This is a genomic window from Herbaspirillum aquaticum, assembly GCF_002213425.1.
In the GTDB taxonomy this organism is placed as follows: domain Bacteria; phylum Pseudomonadota; class Gammaproteobacteria; order Burkholderiales; family Burkholderiaceae_D; genus Herbaspirillum; species Herbaspirillum aquaticum.
Genome location: NZ_NJGV01000026.1, coordinates 15887 through 32035, shown reverse-complemented (window position 1 = coordinate 32035; position 16149 = coordinate 15887). Strand labels below are relative to the sequence as shown.

The following is a 16149-nucleotide window of genomic DNA, read 5'->3' as shown; positions in this document are numbered from 1 at the left end:
GTCAGACGTGGTAGACGTCGATGACCTGGCGGATGTAGTCGTTCTTCAGGGCGATCTTCTTGCGGGCGATCTGGAAGCCGCCTTCGGTCTTGCGCAAGCTGACCAGGGTGGTGCCGAAGAACTGGTCGGTGATCTTGTAGCGGTGCGACAGCGTATGGAAGTTGTAGCGCACCTCCACCGCGTCATCGGTCTCCTCCAGGATCTCCACGTTGGCGATCATGTGGCTGGTGCGCGGCTCCGGCATGGAGGCGCTGGACCGCTCGGTCTTGATGCGGAAGACGCGGTCTTCCAGGCCATCGCGGTTGGCGTAGTAGATCAGCGAAATCTCGCGCTGCGGGTCTTCGGTGAGCTGGTCATCATCGTCCCAGGCCGGCATCCAGTATTCGACGTCCGCGGCGTACAGTTCCAGCCAGGATTCCCACTGGCGTTCGTCGAGATAGCGCGCCTCGCGATAGAGGAAGGCGCAGACGGCATCGAGTCGGGTCGGCTGGCTCATGCTTGTTCTCCTTGCCCTGCGGCTGCGCGTTCCTTGCTGACCGCCTTGCGCATCTGCTCGGTCCAGTAGTGGTGCTGGCAGACGAAGAGACCTTCGTCCTCGCTGCGCTCACCGCTCAGTTTGGGGTTCATGCCCATCTTCTTCGCATTCTCGTCCGGGCCCTGCTTCCACAGCGGCGCCCCCCGGCTCATGTCGTTGTAGCGCACGGCCGAACCGGCATAGCCGGCCTGGCAGGCGCGGAACTCTTCGAGGTCGTCGGCGGTACCCATGCCGGAGACATTGAAGAAATCCTCATACTGGCGAATCCGCACGCGGCGGTCTTCATCGCTCTCGCCCTTGGGGCCGAAGCAGAAGATGCTGATCTCGGTCTGGTTCACGCTGATCGGACGGGCCACGCGGATCTGCGTGCCGAACTGGTCCATCAGGAACACGTTGGGATACAGGCACAGGTTGCGGGTCTGGGCCACGATGGTATCGGCGCGTGCCTGGCCCACGCGGGCGGCGAGTTCTTCGCGCTGGTTCCAGATCGGGCGCACTTCCGGATTGAGCGTGTTGGTCCACAAGAGGATGTGGCCGTTCTCGAAACCGTAGACACCTGCAACAGCCTTGCTCCAGTTGTTGGCGTCGGTGGCCTTGGTGCCGCCTTCCTTGCGGCGGCTCATGGTGGCGGCGTAGTTCCAGTGCACCGAGCTGACATGGTAACCATCGCAACCATTTTCCATCTGCATCTTCCAGTTGCCGTCATAGAGGTAGCTGGAATTGCCGCGCAGGACTTCCAGGCCGTTGGGGGCCTGGTCGACGATCTGGTCGATGATGACGCGGGTCTCGCCCAGGTACTCTTCCAGCGGCAGCACATCTTCCGAGAGGCTGCCGAAGAGGAAGCCGCGATAATTCTGGAAGCGCGCCACGCGGGTCAGGTCATGCGAGCCGTTCTTGTTGAAGGAGACCGGATATTCGGTGGTCTTCTCGTCCTTGACCTTCAACAGCTTGCCGCTGTTGGAGAATGTCCAGCCGTGGAAGGGGCAAGTGAAGCTGCTCTTGTTGCCATGCTTGCGACGGCACAGCATGGCCCCCTTGTGGGCGCAGGCATTGATGATGGCGTGCAGCTCGCCGTTCTTGTCACGGGTGACCACCACCGGCTGGCGGCCGATCCAGGTGCTGTAGTAATCGTTGATCTCGGGGACCTGGCTCTCGTGGGCCAGGTAGACCCAGTTCGATTCGAACAGGTGCTTCATCTCCAGCTCGAACAGGTCGGCATTGGTGAAGATGTCGCGGCGGCAGCGGAAGATGCCGTTGGTGGCGTCTTCGTCCAGGGCGGTGTCGAGCAGGCGCTCGACCTCGTCATACTTGTCGGCGGCAAGGGTGGTCATGTCTTTTCTCCAGGGTGCAGCCCGCCTGTGGCGATGGAAAACCATCGCGGCAAGGCAGTCGGCGGGGGTGAGGCTGGCCTGCGCCAGCGGCTGGCGCAGGACGATCAGGCGATCAGGCGGCCAGGCGCGGACGGTCCACGACCTGGTTGTCGGCACCGTTGACCAGTGCGGTCAGGCTGATGTCGAAGACGATCTCGGCGAACGGGCCTTCCAGTCCTTCGGCCTTGATGCTGGCCGCGTCGGTGCGCTCGACCAGCGGCGGCACCAGGCCTTCGCGGGTGGCGTAGGCGAAGTCGTCATAGATCAGCGGATCACCGTCGATGTTGATCTGGGTGGTCAGCTTGCGATGGCCGTCCGCCGTGACGAAGAAGTGGATGTGCGCCGGACGGTTGCCGTGGCGGCCCAACTGGTTCAGCAGGCCCTGGGTGGGGCCGGCCGGCGGGCAGCCATAGGCGGCCGGCATGATGCTGCGGAATTTGTAGCGGCCCTGGGCATCGGTGATGATGGTGCGGCGCATGTTGAAGGGCTTCTGCTCGCCGGTCGGGTCGAAGTGGGAATAGAAACCCTTGGTGTTGGCATGCCAGACTTCCACCTGTGCGCCCGGCACGGGCTTGCCATCGGCGCCATAGACGGTGCCGTGCATGATGATGGTCTGGCCGTCCTTGTCGCTACCGTCATCCAGGCGCGCGAAGCCCTGTTCCACCGGCGCACCGGCCACGTACAGCGGGCCTTCGATGGTGCGCGGGGTGCCGCCGGTGATGCCCAGTGCGGCGTCTTCGGCATCCATGCGCATGTCCAGGAAGCGGTCCAGGCCCAGGCCAGGCGAGAGCAGGCCGGCTTCGCTGGACGCGCCCAGGCGATTGATGTAGGCCACACCGGCCCAGTATTCGTCGGAGGTGATCTCCAGGTCTTCGATGGTCTTGAACAGGTCGGACAGGATGCGATGCACGATCTGCTTGGTGCGCGGGCTGCCGCCTTCGGTATCGAGGCCGCTGGCCAGGCGCAGGAAGTCCTGGACTTCGGGGGTGCTGAAAATCTTGGCTGCCATGTTGAGTCTCCTTTTCGATTTGTAGATTGGGGAAGTGCGTTTTCTTGTTTTATCCGGCCAGGGTGGCCGGCCTCGCTGCTGTCACTGTCGCCCCTTGCTTGCGGTCGCGCCGGAAGTATTGCACACGCTCCTCATCGAGCACGATGCCCAGGCCAGGGCGGTTGGGGATGGCCAGCTGGAAATCCTGGTATTGCAAGGGCTCGGCCAGGATTTCCTCTGTCAGCAGCAGCGGACCGAACAATTCAGTCCCCCACTGCAATTCACGGAAGGTGGCGAAGGCATGGGCCGAGGCGATGGTGCCGATGGCGCCTTCCAGCATGGTGCCGCCGTACAGTTCGATGCCGGCCGCGTCGCCGATGGCGGCCACCTGCTGGGCGGCACGCAGGCCACCCGATTGTTCGATCTTGATCGCGAACACGTCAGCGCCGCCGATGCGCGCCAGCGCAAAGGCCGAGGCCGGGCCGGTGAGCGATTCGTCGGCCATGATGGCGATATTGTGCTTGCCCTTCAAGCGGGCCAGCGCCGGGGCCGAGGCCACCGGCTGCTCCACCAGTTCGCAGCCGGCATCGACCAGGCCGGCCAGGCCGCGCTGGGCTTCCAGTTCGCTCCAGGCCATGTTCACGTCCACCCGCACCGAGCCGCGGTCACCGAGGGCCTTCTTGATGGCGGCCACGTGGGCGACATCGGCCTCGACTTCGCGGCGGCCGATCTTGAGCTTGAAGATCTTGTGGCGGCGCGCGGCCAGCATGCGCTCGGCTTCGTCGATATCCTTGGCGGTGTCGCCGGAGGCCAGGGTCCAGGCGATCGGCAGGCTTTCACGGGCACGGCCGCCGAGCAGTTGCGAGATCGGCAGGCCGGTGCGCTGGCCCAGCGCGTCGAAGAGCGCAGTCTCGATGGCGCACTTGGCGAAGCGGTTATCCTGGATGGCCTTGTTCAGGCGCGCCATGATGGCCGGGATCAGGCTGGCATCGGCACCCAGCAGCAGCGGCGCGAAGTAGGTATCGATGGCCAGCTTCATGCCCTCGGGCGATTCGGCGCCGTAGGCCAGGCCACCGATGGTGGTGCCCTCGCCCACGCCGACGGTGCCGTCGGAGCAGTACAGGCGCACCAGCATCAGGGTCTGCCCGTTCATCGTCGCCATGGACAATTGATGGGGACGGATGGTCGGCAGATCGACCAGGAAGGTCTCGACCCGGTCGATCAGGGCCGGGGCCGCAGCGTGAAGGTGTTGTGGGGTATCCATGGACTGCATTGAACACCGGGAAGCCCTGCCATTGCCAACACCAAATTCGTCTAGTTTCATACCTTTTTCATATAGTTTATGAGCGCTCCTATAAAAATCAAAGGATTAGACATCATTAGTTTCTGTGAGATATGATTTTCCGCCATGGACATCAGACAACTGAAATACTTCGTGGCCGTGGCCAATACGCGCAACTTCACGCGCGCCTCGGAACAGCTGCACATTGCGCAACCGCCGCTGTCGCGCCAGATCCAGCTGCTCGAAGAAGAGCTGGGCGTGCAGTTGATCCTGCGCAACAGCCGCCCGTTGCGCCTGACCGAAGCCGGCCGGGTGTTCTACGAGCAGGCGCTGCAGATCCTGAACCGGCTGGAACAGCTCAAGAACGCCACCCAGCAGATCGGACTGAACCAGCGCCAGACGCTGTCCATCGGCTTCGTCGCCTCCACGCTCTATGGCGGCCTGCCGGTGCTGGTGCGCAAGCTGCGCCAGCACTATCCGGAGGTGGACATCCAGTTGCTGGAACTGACCTCGATGCAGCAATTCGCCGCACTCAAGTCGGGCCGCATCGACGTGGGTTTCGGGCGCATCCGCAGCAATGACGCGACGGTGGCACGCATCGTCCTGCGCGAAGAAAAACTGGTGCTGGCCATTCCCCCTTCCTTCCCGCTGGCCGCCAGCCACCAGCGCGTGAGCTTGAAGGAAGTGCATGGACAGAAGCTGATCGTCTATCCCAAGGAGCCGCGCCCCAGTTTCGCCGACCATATCCTGAGCCTGCTCAATGACCAGGACATCCATCCCTCCGAAGTCCACGAGGTGCGCGAGATCCAGACCGCGCTGGGCCTGGTGGCCGCCGAATCGGGGCTATGCCTGATCCCGGCCTCGGCGCGGCTGCGCAATGACCTGCATTACCGGCTCATCGACGATCCGCGCGCGACCTCGCCCATCATCCTCACGCATCGCATCAACGACAACGCCTGGTACATCGAAGCCATCAAGCAACTGGTGGCTGACATGTATGCCGAACGCCCGGCCTGGCTGGACATCGAAACCAGTTCCTTCCCGGCCACCGGCTTCCCGAATCCCGAACGGCGTGATTGAAGCGCGGGCAGGCGGCCCGTTGCCTTGAGCTTCGCGCACATTGACCAGCAGAAACCGTCTGCCCAAGTTGACAGTTCACGGCGCAGGCGCCTACACTCGTTTGTGCGAATAAAGGATTTATGTTCGTTTATCGAACATCACCATTTCCCGCCCCGCGTTCATCATCGCGACCAAGGCGCGCGCTGCACGACATCCCACCCATAACGACAACGGAGCAAACATCATGCTGTTCATGGTTCAAATGCAGGTCAACATTCCCGCCACGCTGGACAAGGCCGTGGCCGACCAGTTGAAGAAGGACGAGAAGGAGATGTCGCAAAAGCTGCAGCGCGAAGGCAAGTGGCGCGACCTGTGGCGCGTGGTCGGGCAGTATGCCAACGTGAGCATCTTCAATGTCTCGGGCAACGACGAACTGCACAACATCCTCTCGGCCCTGCCGCTCTATCCCTTCATGACCATTTCGGTCACGCCGCTCACCCAGCATCCGTCGGCCATCGCGCAGATTGGCTGATGACCGGCGCATCTGACTCTTTTTGATTCACCCATGCCCGCACCCACCGTGATGTGGGGCGGGCCGAGGATCTCTTCATGCCCTTTGCAACACTGAACGGAATCAAATTGCATTACCAGCTCGATGGCGACGCGGCCCTGCCGGTGCTGGTGCTGTCCAATTCGCTGGGCACCTCGCTGGCGATGTGGGACCCGCAGATCCCCGAACTGAGCAAGCATTTCCGCGTGCTGCGTTACGACACGCGCGGCCACGGTCAATCGGAAGTCACGCCCGGCCCTTACACCATCGCCCAGCTCGGCAGCGACGTCATTGCGCTGCTCGACCAGCTCGACATCAAGCAAGCGCACTTCTGCGGCCTCTCCATGGGCGGCAGCACCTTCATGTGGCTGGCGGTGAACCATCCGCAGCGCGTGACCAAGCTCATCCTCTGCAACACCGGTGCCAAGATCGGCACGCCCGATGCCTGGAACAGCCGCATCGACACCGTGCGACGTGATGGCCTCTCTGCCATTGCCGCTGCTGTCGTTTCCCGCTGGCTCACGCCGGAGTATGCAGAACAGCATCCTGAGCAGGTCCAGGCCTTGACCGCCATGTTGCTGGCCACACCGGCCGAGGGTTATGCAGGGGCCTGTGCAGCGGTGCGCGACAATGATTTGAGGGAAGCGATTGCGGGAATCCGGGCGCCCACGCTGGTGATTGCCGGCAGCGGCGACGTGCCGACGCCGCCGGCCGATGCACAGTTCATGCGTGCCACCATTCCGGGTGCACTGTATGTGGAATTCGATGCGGCCCACATCTCCAACCAGCAACAGCCACGCGCCTTCACGCAGGCGGTGGTGCAGTTCCTGACCGAGGCGAGCTGATCGCGGGAGCCGCGCCAAGGGGTGAGCGGCGGGCGATTGCGTGCACTTTGCAGGAGGCCACTATAATGGCGGCCATGTGAATTTTTGTTAGTGTCTGTTCAACGCACTCACATGGTCTCCTGTTACGAAATCACCGCCGACTCCTCCCCGTTCACCTTCCTGGTATGGTGTGCCGCCAATGACGCACAATGGTTCGTCAGTGGCGTGGAAATCCGTCATAGCACGATCGGCAAACTCTTCCCGAAACGTTCCCTGCCGGGCCGCTATACTTCGCGGCCGCTGGCCCTGGCGCGCGGCATCCACTGGTGCGAATGCGTGGCGCACCAGTTGCTGGAAGCGGAAGTGCCGGACGTGCCGGCCGGACTGCTGCCGCCGGCACCGCGCATCGTGCGCGAATTGCGCTGAAAAAAAAGCCGGCATCGCCGGCTTTTTCCTTGCACCCTGCAGTTCAACCGGGCTCAGGCATCCAGCCGCAAGCGCCGCTGCAACACGCCGATGGGCGGAGCCCAGCGCGCTTCGCGCGGCTTCTTCGAAGTGACCAGCGTGATATCGGCCGGCTCGAAGACTTCGACGTTGTGCGTGATGGGCGTAGTCAGCACGTACTGCGCGCGAGTCGACTTGAGGAAGTTGCCGACCAGCTGGATGTTGCGCACGTCCAAGTGAGCAAAGGGTTCGTCGATGAAGACGAAACCGCCCGGCATGTCGTCATCCTTCAACAAGCCCACCAGCAGGATCAGCGACTTGATGACCTGCTGGCCGCCCGACGCCTCGCCGTCATTGAGGCCAATCTCGCCCTTGCCATCGAAGTTGAAGCTGACCTTCAGTTCCGCCTGGCGCAGGATGGTGTCGTCATTGTCCAGGTGCGGCAAGTCGGCACTGACCACCACCCCGGCCAAGGCGCCGAGGTCGACGATGTTCTTGCGATAGCGGCGCACCGTCGCACGCAGCACGTCGATGTAACGTTCGCGCGCATTGCCCACCGCCTCCTCGGCCTGGTGATTGCTGATCTTGCGCGAATCCAGTTCGTTGCGCTGGTTGCCTACCGTGCCCTGCATGATGAGGTGCTTGTCCTCGACCGTGCCGTCCTTTTCCCACTGGCCGGTTTCCAGTTCGTTTTCGACAGAGGCCATGCGCAGCTCGGCCTGTTTGGCGTTGCTGTATTTCTCATACAAGGCCTGTACCGCGTCAGCGGCGGTCCAGCGCGCCGGGAAGCGTCCCTTCTGCGCGCGTGAAGCCAGCGCACGGGCACGCTGGTCGTCGTGACGGCTGCGCCACTCGCGCTCCTGCCCGGCCAGGTCGCCTTCGCTGTCGCGCAGGCGGCGCTGCAGGGCATCGAGCTTGCCATCGAGGATGGTGCGCTGTTCGATGGCCGCGGCATGCTGGGCATCGAACTGGCTGAACCGTTCACTGGCGGCCGCGCGCGCGGCCTTCAAGGCCGGCAACTGGCGCCGCGCCTCGTCGAACTCTTCACTTCTCCTGGCCAGCGCCTCTGCCGCGAGGTGGCCCTCGGTGGCTTTCTTGGCGGCGTCGAGCTGGCGCTTGACTTCGCTTTGCTTCAAGACGATGTCGGTCAACTGCTCGTCCAGCGTAGCCAGGCGCTTCTGGATCGAAGCCTGGCGCGCCGCCATGGCGGCCGCACCGAACTGGTAATCGCCCGGATCGCGCCACACGCTGCGCCCGCCCCGGCCATCGCGCCAGTAGGCTTGCGGCGTGATCCATTCGCCACCACTACGTGCACCTTCGGCGGTATCGGCTACGCGGCGGATCTGCGCCAGCTGGCGCAGCAGCCATGATGGTGCTTTTGCAGAAAAGCGCAGCACCGCAAGCAGACTCTCTGCCGGTGGCTGGGAAGTCGCCGTGGCGGCATCGGAGACCACGTAATGGCGATAGCGCTCACGCTCGGCCAGCGCCATGGCGGCGGCTTCGTCCTTGGGATCATCCAGCACCACCACCCAGCAAGAGGCGCGCAAGACGCCTTCGGCGGCGGCCCGCCACTGGTCGTCCGCGATCTCGATCACGTCAGCCAGCAGGTGATGGGCGATGCCGGCCTGACGCAAGGCCCGCGTGAATTGCTGCACGTCGTTGGGGCGCGGGGCCTGGCGTTGTCCGGTCAGGCGGTCCAAGGCACCGCTGGCGTCCTTGCGCTGCTGTTCCAGGTCGCGCCAGCGATCATGCAGGCTGTTCTTCTGCTGCTCCAGTTCGTCCACGCGGGCCAGCAATTGCGTGGCATCACCTTCCACGGCGGACAGGGCCAGCAGTTCATCGGCCTGCTTGACCAGTTCTTCCACGGGCTTCTCGGCCTCGCGTGCCTTCTGCTGGGCTTGATAGGCCTCGGCCTTGTCGTGTTCCAGCGTGGTCACTTTCTCGCGCGCGGCCTGTTGCTGCGTCAGCAGCGACGACAGCTGCAAGGTGTCGCTGCTGCGCTGGCGACGCAGGTGGTTGTGATGCAGGCGCTGGCGATGCAGTTCGCGCAGGCGCGTGGCCGTGCCTTGCCGCTCTTCGTGCCAGCGCAAGACCGGAATGACTTCGGTGGCCAGCGTTTCGCGTTCGCGCAGCTTGCCCTGGTATTGGCGATACAGCGTCACGCGGCTGTCCAGCTGCGCCAGTTGCGCTTCGCTGTAGGCCAGTTCCTGTTCGGCCAGCGTCACCTCGGCGGCCAGGTCGCGCTGGTGCCGGCGGGCTTCCTCGTAGCGGTCCAGCACTTCCTGGTCGCCGAAGACCTCGAACACCAGGCGCAGCAGTTCCTTGGGCGAGAATTCGCAGAGGCGGTCGGTCTGGCCCTGCTCCAGCGCCAGCACGCGCGCAATCGCACGCGACAGGCCGGCACCTTCCAGGCGCTTGCGCCAGTGGTCCAGGCCCAGCCAATCCTTCTCGGGCAATTGCGCCAGGGTTTCGATGGCGACATCGCCATCGTTCATGCAGTAGCGCCGCTGCCAGTCACCGCCGTTGCGCTCGATGCGGCAGGCCAGCGTGACCTGGTCCGCATAGAGCAGGTTGCGCGCAAACGGACGGGTCGAGGTCTGGCGGCCATGCGGACGGTTGTCCACCGTGGCGCGCAGCCAGGTGGTGTCGGCGTTGGCATGGCGGGCGTAGGTCTTGTAGCTGCGCCCGCCCGAGCAATCCAGGCCCAGCAGGGTGCGCATGGCGTCCAGCAGCGTGGTCTTGCCCGAACCGTTGGGGCCGGCGATGGTGATGATGGAACCGTCCAGGGGCAGCGTCAGGCGCTGGCAATAATCCCACTGCAGCAGTTCCAGCGATTGCAGGTGGAACATCAGGCGTCTCTCTCTTCGGATGATTCATCGGCGGCGTCGGCAGCAGCGTCAGCAGCGGCAGCGGCCTGCGCCTCTGGTGCCGCGTCCGCGTCCTCGCGCGGGGTGGCGCGCGCCAGCACATCGCCCAGGGCGCCGTCGAGGATGCGCGGGGCCAGGGCATCGTAGTCCAGCAGCAGGTCCAGCAAGGGGCCTTCGGCGATGTCAACGCCACGGCGCACGATGAAGCCGTGGGCCTCCAGGCGGCGCAGGTTGGTATCCATGCGCGTCTTCTTGCCGAGCTGGTTGCCGAAGTCGGCCAGCAGCGCCGTATAGGACACCACCGGGCTGACCTCGGCCGCCGTCGGCATGGGCTTGTCGGTGTGGAACATCTCGTCCTGCTGCTGGGCATCGTCGCCAGCAGCGCGCGCCGACTGGCGTTCGCGCTTGGGCAGCACGATCAGCGCCCACAGCACCACCAGCAGCGAGATGGCATCGCGCGGCAGGTCGAGGTTGTTGTTGGCATTCATGCCGGCCTCGCCGAACACGGCCGATTCGGCCGGGCGTACCAGCGCCACGCTGATGTGGTCGGCGTGGATGTTGTCGACCAGGCGCAGGCCGACCTGGGCCAGGCGGTCCTGCAGGGCTTGCCACAGGTCGGCATCGACCAGGGCGCGGCGCACGCGCGGGTGTTTGCGGGGCAGCCAGCGGCGCGCCAGCAGTTCGGCGGCCAACAGGCCGGCCTCGTCTAGGGTCTCACTCATTCGGTCTTTCCCGGGATGGATCTGGATGGACGGCCCCGGCGCTCATGGCGGCGACATCGGGGTCATCGACTTGGTCGACACGCGGCAGGAAGCCGGCCTGCCACGGCAGGCGCGCCAGGTCGCCGGTCTGCCCTTGCAGCGTGCGCGCTTGGGCGTCACCCAGCAGCGGCAACAGTTGCAGGCGATAAGCGGCCTTGCCGAAGCTGCCGCCCAGCACCACCGAGCTCAGTGGCTGCGGTTGCAATCCGGTGGCGTCCTCGCCTTCCGGCAGGGCACCCAGGCGTGTCAGTTGTTCAATCAGTTCGCCCAGCTCGACCGGCATGCGCAGGGCTTCGATCTTGCCTTCCACCGCCTGCGCCGGGGGTGGCAGGCCTTGCTGGCGCTGGGTATCGGGACGGTCGCGCTCGAATTCGCCTTCGGCCACGTCCAGCAATTCATGGCCGCTGACGAAGACCGGCTTCACGCCGATGGACAGCGCCTCCCCCATCAGGGACGACAAGTCGGGATGCGCTTGCAGCCAGCGCCGCACATCCGAGCTGGTCACGCCGGTGCTGCCGAGGGTGACGCGCTGGCGGTCGGCCTGCTGCAGGGCGCGGGTGAACTGGCTGGCCATGGTCAGCAGGCGCGCCTGGCCATTGCCGAGCGCACGCGCTTCGCGCTCCAGGCGGGCGTCGGCGTGTTCGCTGCGGATCAAGGCGGTCAGCGCTTCACCGGCGCGGTTGACCAGTTTCAGGGCCCGTTCGAAACGCGGCTGGGCCTGGCGCAGCAAGGCTTCCGAACCGCTGGCGATGGCATCGGCGAACTGGTCGTGCAGGCGCGCCAACTGCGCATGCAGGTGGCGGATCTGGCTGGCGTCGGACAGGCCCAGCGCCTGGGCACCGGCGACCTGCGCCAGCAGCGCGGCCATTTCGTCATCCTCGCCGACGGCACGCGTGAGCGGGGCCAGCAGGGCTTGCACCTGCTGGGCGATGGGCGAGAGCTGGTAATCCTGGCCGGTAGCGTCCCAGACCAGGAGGCCCAGGTCGCGCAGGCGCTTCAAGGCCGCTTCCATGGCCTCGGGCTTGAGGGCGTAAAAGAGCTGGTTCAGGTCTTCGCGCTGCAGGCGGCCGTGCGGCTGGGCCGCCAGTTCGAGGAACATCCAGATGCGCAGGCGCGCGGCGGCCTGGCCACCGGAGACCAGGCCGCGCAGCGCGTCCAGCACGTCCAGCCGCTGGCCCAGGCCCCAGGCCAGGGGCGCTTCGGCGGCTTGCGAAGGATCGCGGAAGTAGCTCTCGAAGGAGCCGGATTCATGCTCGTCCGCAAGGGGAGCGGGGTCGAATTCTTCTGTCAATTTGTCGTGGAGGTTGACCAGGCACAGGCCTGGGTCCTGCCCCGGTCGTTGGGCGGACCGGCAAGTTTAGCAGGCCCGGGGGGCGGCCTCCAGCAAAGCGGACGGCGGCGCACCTGAAAATGCACCGGAAAGGAAATGATTTATTGCATTAATGCAACGTTAATGCCCGTTGTAACAGCATTAATGGCAGCTTAATGATGGATCAACGGGCCAGTGAGATCGCTTCATAGGGGGTCTGCAGGTCGCGCTCGGGGATTTCCCACACCACCAGCTTGGGCGGCGTCTGGGTGAAAGCGGGGTTGGCAAAGTAATCGCGGGCGCTGCCGGAGAACTTGCCGCCATCCTTGGCGAAGCTGCCGATCTTTGCGCCCAGCGCCTGCTGCAGGAAGCCGACAAAGTTGGAGTTGCGCGAGAACGAGGTTCCGATCAGGGCCACGTTGGGCAACTGGCTGTCGCCCAGCAGGTCGTCGAGGTCATCCCCGCCCTTGGCGGCAGCCCCCTCCCCGGTCGCCGCCGCTTCGGTGAAGACGGTGGCGGCCACGCTTTCCGGCGTGGGTTGCCAGCGCAGCGGCAGCCAGTCCAGCCCGGCCAGGTGCACCAGGTCGCCGGGACGCTGCGCCAGCTTGCCCGGCCGGGCGGTATAGGCTTGCTGCGGCGTGGCCTGCACGCCGGCGGCCGTGATGCGCTGGGCGATGGCCTGGGCGGCAGCGTTCGCGCCGGTTTCGTTCCAGTGGGTATCGGTGTGCAGGTAGGCCGAAGCACCGAGCGGCGCCAGCGTGGGGGCGAGGTCGATGGCCGCTACGCCGTCCTGGTTCAGTTCGCTCACCCATTGCGCTGCACGCGCATTCAATTCGGCCGGACGGGTGAGGCCACACAGGGCGCTGGCCGCGATGCGGCTCTTGTCCGGTACCACCGCCACCAGCAGGCCGATGCCACGTTGCGCCAGCGCCTGCCTGATGGCCAGCACCGCAGCGCGCTTGGCCTGCGCGTTGGCTTGTGCGTGGCGATTGACCTGCAATTCTTCGGCCAGGAACAGCCAGCCGGGGCAGCCGGTGCGCACGCGCGGGCCGGTATCACCCAGCAGCAGCCAGCTGCCGGCGCGCTCCAGTTTGGCGGCCTGGTCCGGCAGCCAGGCGTTGGAAAGCTGCTTGGCCAGCTGATGCGTGAGCTCGCCATGGAGGGCGTCGTCGCGCGTCCAGCTGGCAGGCAGCCAGTCGATCTTGCCGGCGTACACCAGCCAGCCGCAGGAGATCAAACCGGCACACAAGACGGCGGCCAGCGCGGCACCGGCCCAGCGGCTGGCGCGGCGCGCCATGGCGCTGGGCTCTGGCGGGGTATGTGCAGCGTGAACGGGAGGCGTGCTCATCGTCGGCTCAGAACTGGAAGTAAAGGAAAGGCACGGTCTCGCGGCTGGCGATCAGTGCAAAGGAAAGCAGGAAGGCGGCAATCGGCCACAGGCGTACGAACCAGAGATAGAGCGCACGTTCGCCGCAGCGCGCCTCCAGCGCCGCCTGCCACAGCGGCGCGACGATCCAGAACAGGCCCAGCAGGACGGCCAGTGCCTGCACCGGCCGCAGCATCACCGCCAGCGCATCGCTCAGGCCCGTGCCATGCAGGCCGAACTGGCCCGCATACATCGTGGCAGCGGTGGCGAAATCCGGCGCGCGGAACAGGGTCCAGGCCAGGCACACGAACAGCAGCGTGAGCACATGCGCCAGCCACGCGGGGATGGAGGGCAGCGCAGACCGCGACCACGCGCGGTCGATGCACAGCGCCAGGCCATGCGCCGAACCCCACAGCAAATAATTCCAGCTGTCGCCGCCATGCCAGAGTCCGGCGATGGCCATGGTCAGGAACAGGTTGCGATAGGTCTTCCAGACCCCGTGGCGATTGCCGCCCAGGCCGATGTAGAGATAGTCGCGCAGCCAGCTGGAGAGCGAGATATGCCAGCGCCGCCAGAAGTCCTGGATGCTGCCGGCCAGGTAGGGATGGTTGAAGTTTTCGGGGAAGTGGAAGCCCAGCATCAAACCCAGGCCGATGGCCATGGCGCTGTAGCCGGAGAAATCGAAGAACAGCTGCATGGAATACGCCAGGCAGCCGATCCAGGCATCGACCAGGGTCGGATGCTCCAGGTGGAAGACCGCATCCACCAAGGGCGACAGCGTATCGGCCACCAGCACCTTCATGGCCATGCCAACCATGAAGCGGCGCGCGCCCAGCGAGAAATTTTCCCAATTGAACCAGCGCTCGCGCAACTCGCGCTGCACCCAGTCATACCGGATGATGGGGCCGGCAATCGAGTGGCCGAACATCGAGATGTAGGTGGCGTAATTGATGAAGCTGCGCTCCACCGCCACCGTGCGCCGATGCACATCCACCAAGTAGGAAATCGCCTGCAGCACGATGAAGGACAGGCCCGCCGGCAGCGCCACCTTCTGCCACGCCAGCGGCATGGCACCGTAGTACTGCATGAGATCGCTCACGGTCGCGGCCACGATGTTGGCGTACTTGTACCAGACCAGCACCGCCGTGTTGAACACGACCAGCGCGATCAGCAGCACGGGCCGGCGCAGGCTGCCCTGCCCTTCTTCACGCGCACGGTCCACCAGCAAGCCACCGACCCAGGCCACGATGGTCAGCACCACGTGCAGCGAGAGGAACAGCGGACTGAGCCAGCCATAGAACAGCCAGCTGCCCGCCAGCAGCACGCCATTGCGGGCGCGCTGCGGCGCCAGGGCATAGACCAGCAGGAACAGCGGCAGGAACAGCGTCAGGAATTCAAGCGATGCAAAGACCATGGCGTGGTGCAGTCGGCGTCAGTCGGCGTGATTCGATCAGTTGGCCAGCTTGTCGGTCGCAGCCAGCAAGCGCGGTCCGCTGGCCGAAGGCAGCAGCAGGACGCTGTAGCGCTCGCCCGCCTTCAACTCACCCAGGTCCAGCGCGGGGCCGGTATTGGTACCGCCGCACACCAGCTGCACCGACAGCTTGACCGGATTGATGGAGCGGCGCTGCAGGCTGCCCTGCGCCACGCCCTTGAACAGGTCGGCATTGCGCCCGGCCGGACGCAGCGCCGCCGCCGCGCAAGAGGCATCCAGGTTGAAGAAAGCCAGCGATGCCTTCAAGCCGTTGAAGTCATCCGAGTTGTCCTGCACCGTGACCTGGCGGATGCCCTTGGGGTCCGGCAGCACCACCACCGTGGCGAACTCGCCCGGCTTGGCCTGCACGCCCAGTTCCAGGCTCTTGCCAGCCACCGTGAGGGTGCCCTTGATGGTGGACTTGGCCTGCACCGGGAAGAACGAAGAAACCGGCTTGGCCGCGTCCAGCTTCAGCGGCGGCTGGCCCTTCTGGGCCACCACTTGCAGCGCCTCCGGCGTGGCGTTGATGAAGCGGATGAAGGCGGCATCCTCGGCCGGGCCGGTCGGATACAGCGGGATGTCAGCGGCCATGGCCCCTGCGCAGCCCAGCAGGGCCACGCTCGCCGTCAGTGCGCGCAGCACGCTCATTTCTTTGCTCCCTTGGCGCTCACGGCATCGGCCGGGAGCTTGCCCAGCGCATCGCCGATGGCCGAGCCCCAGGACTTGTAGCCGGCCACGGTGAAGTGCTGGCCATCGGTGGTGATCCACTGGCCCGGCTTGGACATGGCCAGGGAATCGATGTAGGTGCAGGGTGCCACGTTGGCGGCCAGGAACTGCGACATCAGCTGGGTGCGCGCATCGTTCTTCTGGTACATGCCGCCGGCCTTGCCCCAGGCCGGACCGACCCAGGCGCACTTGGTGCCGGTGGCGGCAATGGCCTTGGTCAGGCTGGTCACGCTTTGCCAGGCCCAGGCCTTGGGGAAGGCCGGCTTGTCGTAGGAGGCCATGGTGTCGCCGATGACCAGCACCACCAGGTCAGGCTTGTCCTTGGCGATGAGCTCGGCGATGGGCGTGGTGCTGGCGTCGCGGCCCTTGATCTGGATCTTGCCGTTGTCGACCTGCTCGGCGCCGCAGTCGACCTTCTTGGTGGTCAGCCAGTCGCCGGCGCTGGCGCCGCAGGCGCCGATGGAGTGGACCTTGGCGCCCATCTGGACCAGCTTGGCGTTCAAGGGTTCGGTGAGGTGGTCGGCCAGGCTCATGTGGCTTTCGCCCAGGACCAGGATGCTCAGACCAGCGAGAATGGATGCAGCTGCCATGGCAATC

15 protein-coding genes are annotated in these 16149 nt (G+C 65.2%); 4 read left to right on the top strand and 11 right to left on the bottom strand.

The genetic code is table 11. The features are described from left to right. Position 1 precedes the first annotated feature (1 nt). The 4 genes from benB to CEJ45_RS21355 form a co-directional block, all read right to left on the bottom strand. Positions 2–496: a benzoate 1,2-dioxygenase small subunit gene (benB, locus tag CEJ45_RS21370; RefSeq protein ID WP_088757077.1), complete on the bottom strand. Its 495-nt coding sequence runs from the start codon at positions 494–496 to the stop codon at positions 2–4. Continuing rightward, positions 493–1866, bottom strand: coding sequence for a Rieske 2Fe-2S domain-containing protein (locus tag CEJ45_RS21365; RefSeq protein WP_088757076.1), 1374 nt, complete (start codon positions 1864–1866; stop codon positions 493–495). Before CEJ45_RS21365 ends, benB begins: the two co-directional genes overlap by 4 nt. Before the next feature lie 112 nt (positions 1867–1978). Continuing rightward, complete coding sequence (gene catA, locus CEJ45_RS21360) at positions 1979–2914, bottom strand: catechol 1,2-dioxygenase (protein WP_088757075.1); 936 nt, start codon at positions 2912–2914, stop codon at positions 1979–1981. 49 nt (positions 2915–2963) lie between these two features. Continuing rightward, a complete protein-coding gene (locus CEJ45_RS21355) occupies positions 2964–4157 on the bottom strand; it encodes a muconate/chloromuconate family cycloisomerase (protein ID WP_088757074.1) in 1194 nt (397 codons plus the stop codon). 144 nt (positions 4158–4301) lie between these two features. On the opposite strand from CEJ45_RS21355, the gene CEJ45_RS21350 reads away from it, so the two are divergent. From CEJ45_RS21350 to CEJ45_RS21335, 4 genes are all read left to right on the top strand, one after another. Further along, complete coding sequence (locus CEJ45_RS21350) at positions 4302–5255, top strand: LysR family transcriptional regulator (RefSeq protein WP_088757073.1); 954 nt, start codon at positions 4302–4304, stop codon at positions 5253–5255. A gap of 223 nt (positions 5256–5478) precedes the next feature. Then, positions 5479–5766 (top strand): muconolactone Delta-isomerase, encoded by a 288-nt coding sequence (catC, locus tag CEJ45_RS21345; protein WP_013233325.1) that lies wholly within the window; start codon positions 5479–5481, stop codon positions 5764–5766. A gap of 77 nt (positions 5767–5843) precedes the next feature. Beyond that, complete coding sequence (gene pcaD, locus CEJ45_RS21340) at positions 5844–6629, top strand: 3-oxoadipate enol-lactonase (protein WP_088757072.1); 786 nt, start codon at positions 5844–5846, stop codon at positions 6627–6629. Positions 6630–6740: 111 nt separating this feature from the next. Next, complete coding sequence (locus CEJ45_RS21335; protein WP_088757071.1) at positions 6741–7034, top strand: hypothetical protein; 294 nt, start codon at positions 6741–6743, stop codon at positions 7032–7034. 53 nt (positions 7035–7087) lie between these two features. Here the strand turns inward: CEJ45_RS21335 and CEJ45_RS21330 are convergent, their stop codons facing one another. The 7 genes from CEJ45_RS21330 to CEJ45_RS21300 all read right to left on the bottom strand — a co-directional run bounded on the left by CEJ45_RS21330 (position 7088) and on the right by CEJ45_RS21300 (position 16142). Beyond that, on the bottom strand, positions 7088–9901 hold the full coding sequence (locus CEJ45_RS21330; protein ID WP_088757070.1) for an ATP-binding protein: 2814 nt from the start codon (positions 9899–9901) through the stop codon (positions 7088–7090). Next, complete coding sequence (locus CEJ45_RS21325) at positions 9901–10641, bottom strand: hypothetical protein (RefSeq protein WP_088757069.1); 741 nt, start codon at positions 10639–10641, stop codon at positions 9901–9903. Before CEJ45_RS21325 ends, CEJ45_RS21330 begins: the two co-directional genes overlap by 1 nt. Beyond that, positions 10634–11971 carry a hypothetical protein gene (locus CEJ45_RS21320; RefSeq protein ID WP_088757068.1) on the bottom strand — a complete coding sequence of 446 codons (1338 nt, stop codon included), beginning with the start codon at positions 11969–11971 and terminating at the stop codon, positions 10634–10636. The genes CEJ45_RS21325 and CEJ45_RS21320 overlap by 8 nt, the downstream gene beginning before the upstream one ends. A gap of 202 nt (positions 11972–12173) precedes the next feature. Next, entirely contained in the window at positions 12174–13337 is a 1164-nt protein-coding gene (locus CEJ45_RS21315; RefSeq protein ID WP_241517398.1) for an alginate O-acetyltransferase AlgX-related protein, read from the bottom strand. Between the two features lie 7 nt (positions 13338–13344). Further along, the gene (locus CEJ45_RS21310) at positions 13345–14769 is read right to left on the bottom strand and encodes an MBOAT family O-acyltransferase (protein ID WP_088757066.1); all 1425 of its coding nucleotides are present in this window, start codon (positions 14767–14769) and stop codon (positions 13345–13347) included. A 36-nt stretch (positions 14770–14805) separates the two neighbouring features. Further along, positions 14806–15474, bottom strand: a complete 669-nt coding sequence (locus tag CEJ45_RS21305; RefSeq protein ID WP_088757065.1) for an alginate O-acetyltransferase AlgF — start codon at positions 15472–15474, stop codon at positions 14806–14808. Next, positions 15471–16142 (bottom strand): SGNH/GDSL hydrolase family protein, encoded by a 672-nt coding sequence (locus tag CEJ45_RS21300; protein ID WP_088757064.1) that lies wholly within the window; start codon positions 16140–16142, stop codon positions 15471–15473. Before CEJ45_RS21300 ends, CEJ45_RS21305 begins: the two co-directional genes overlap by 4 nt. Between the last annotated feature and the right edge of the window lie 7 nt (positions 16143–16149).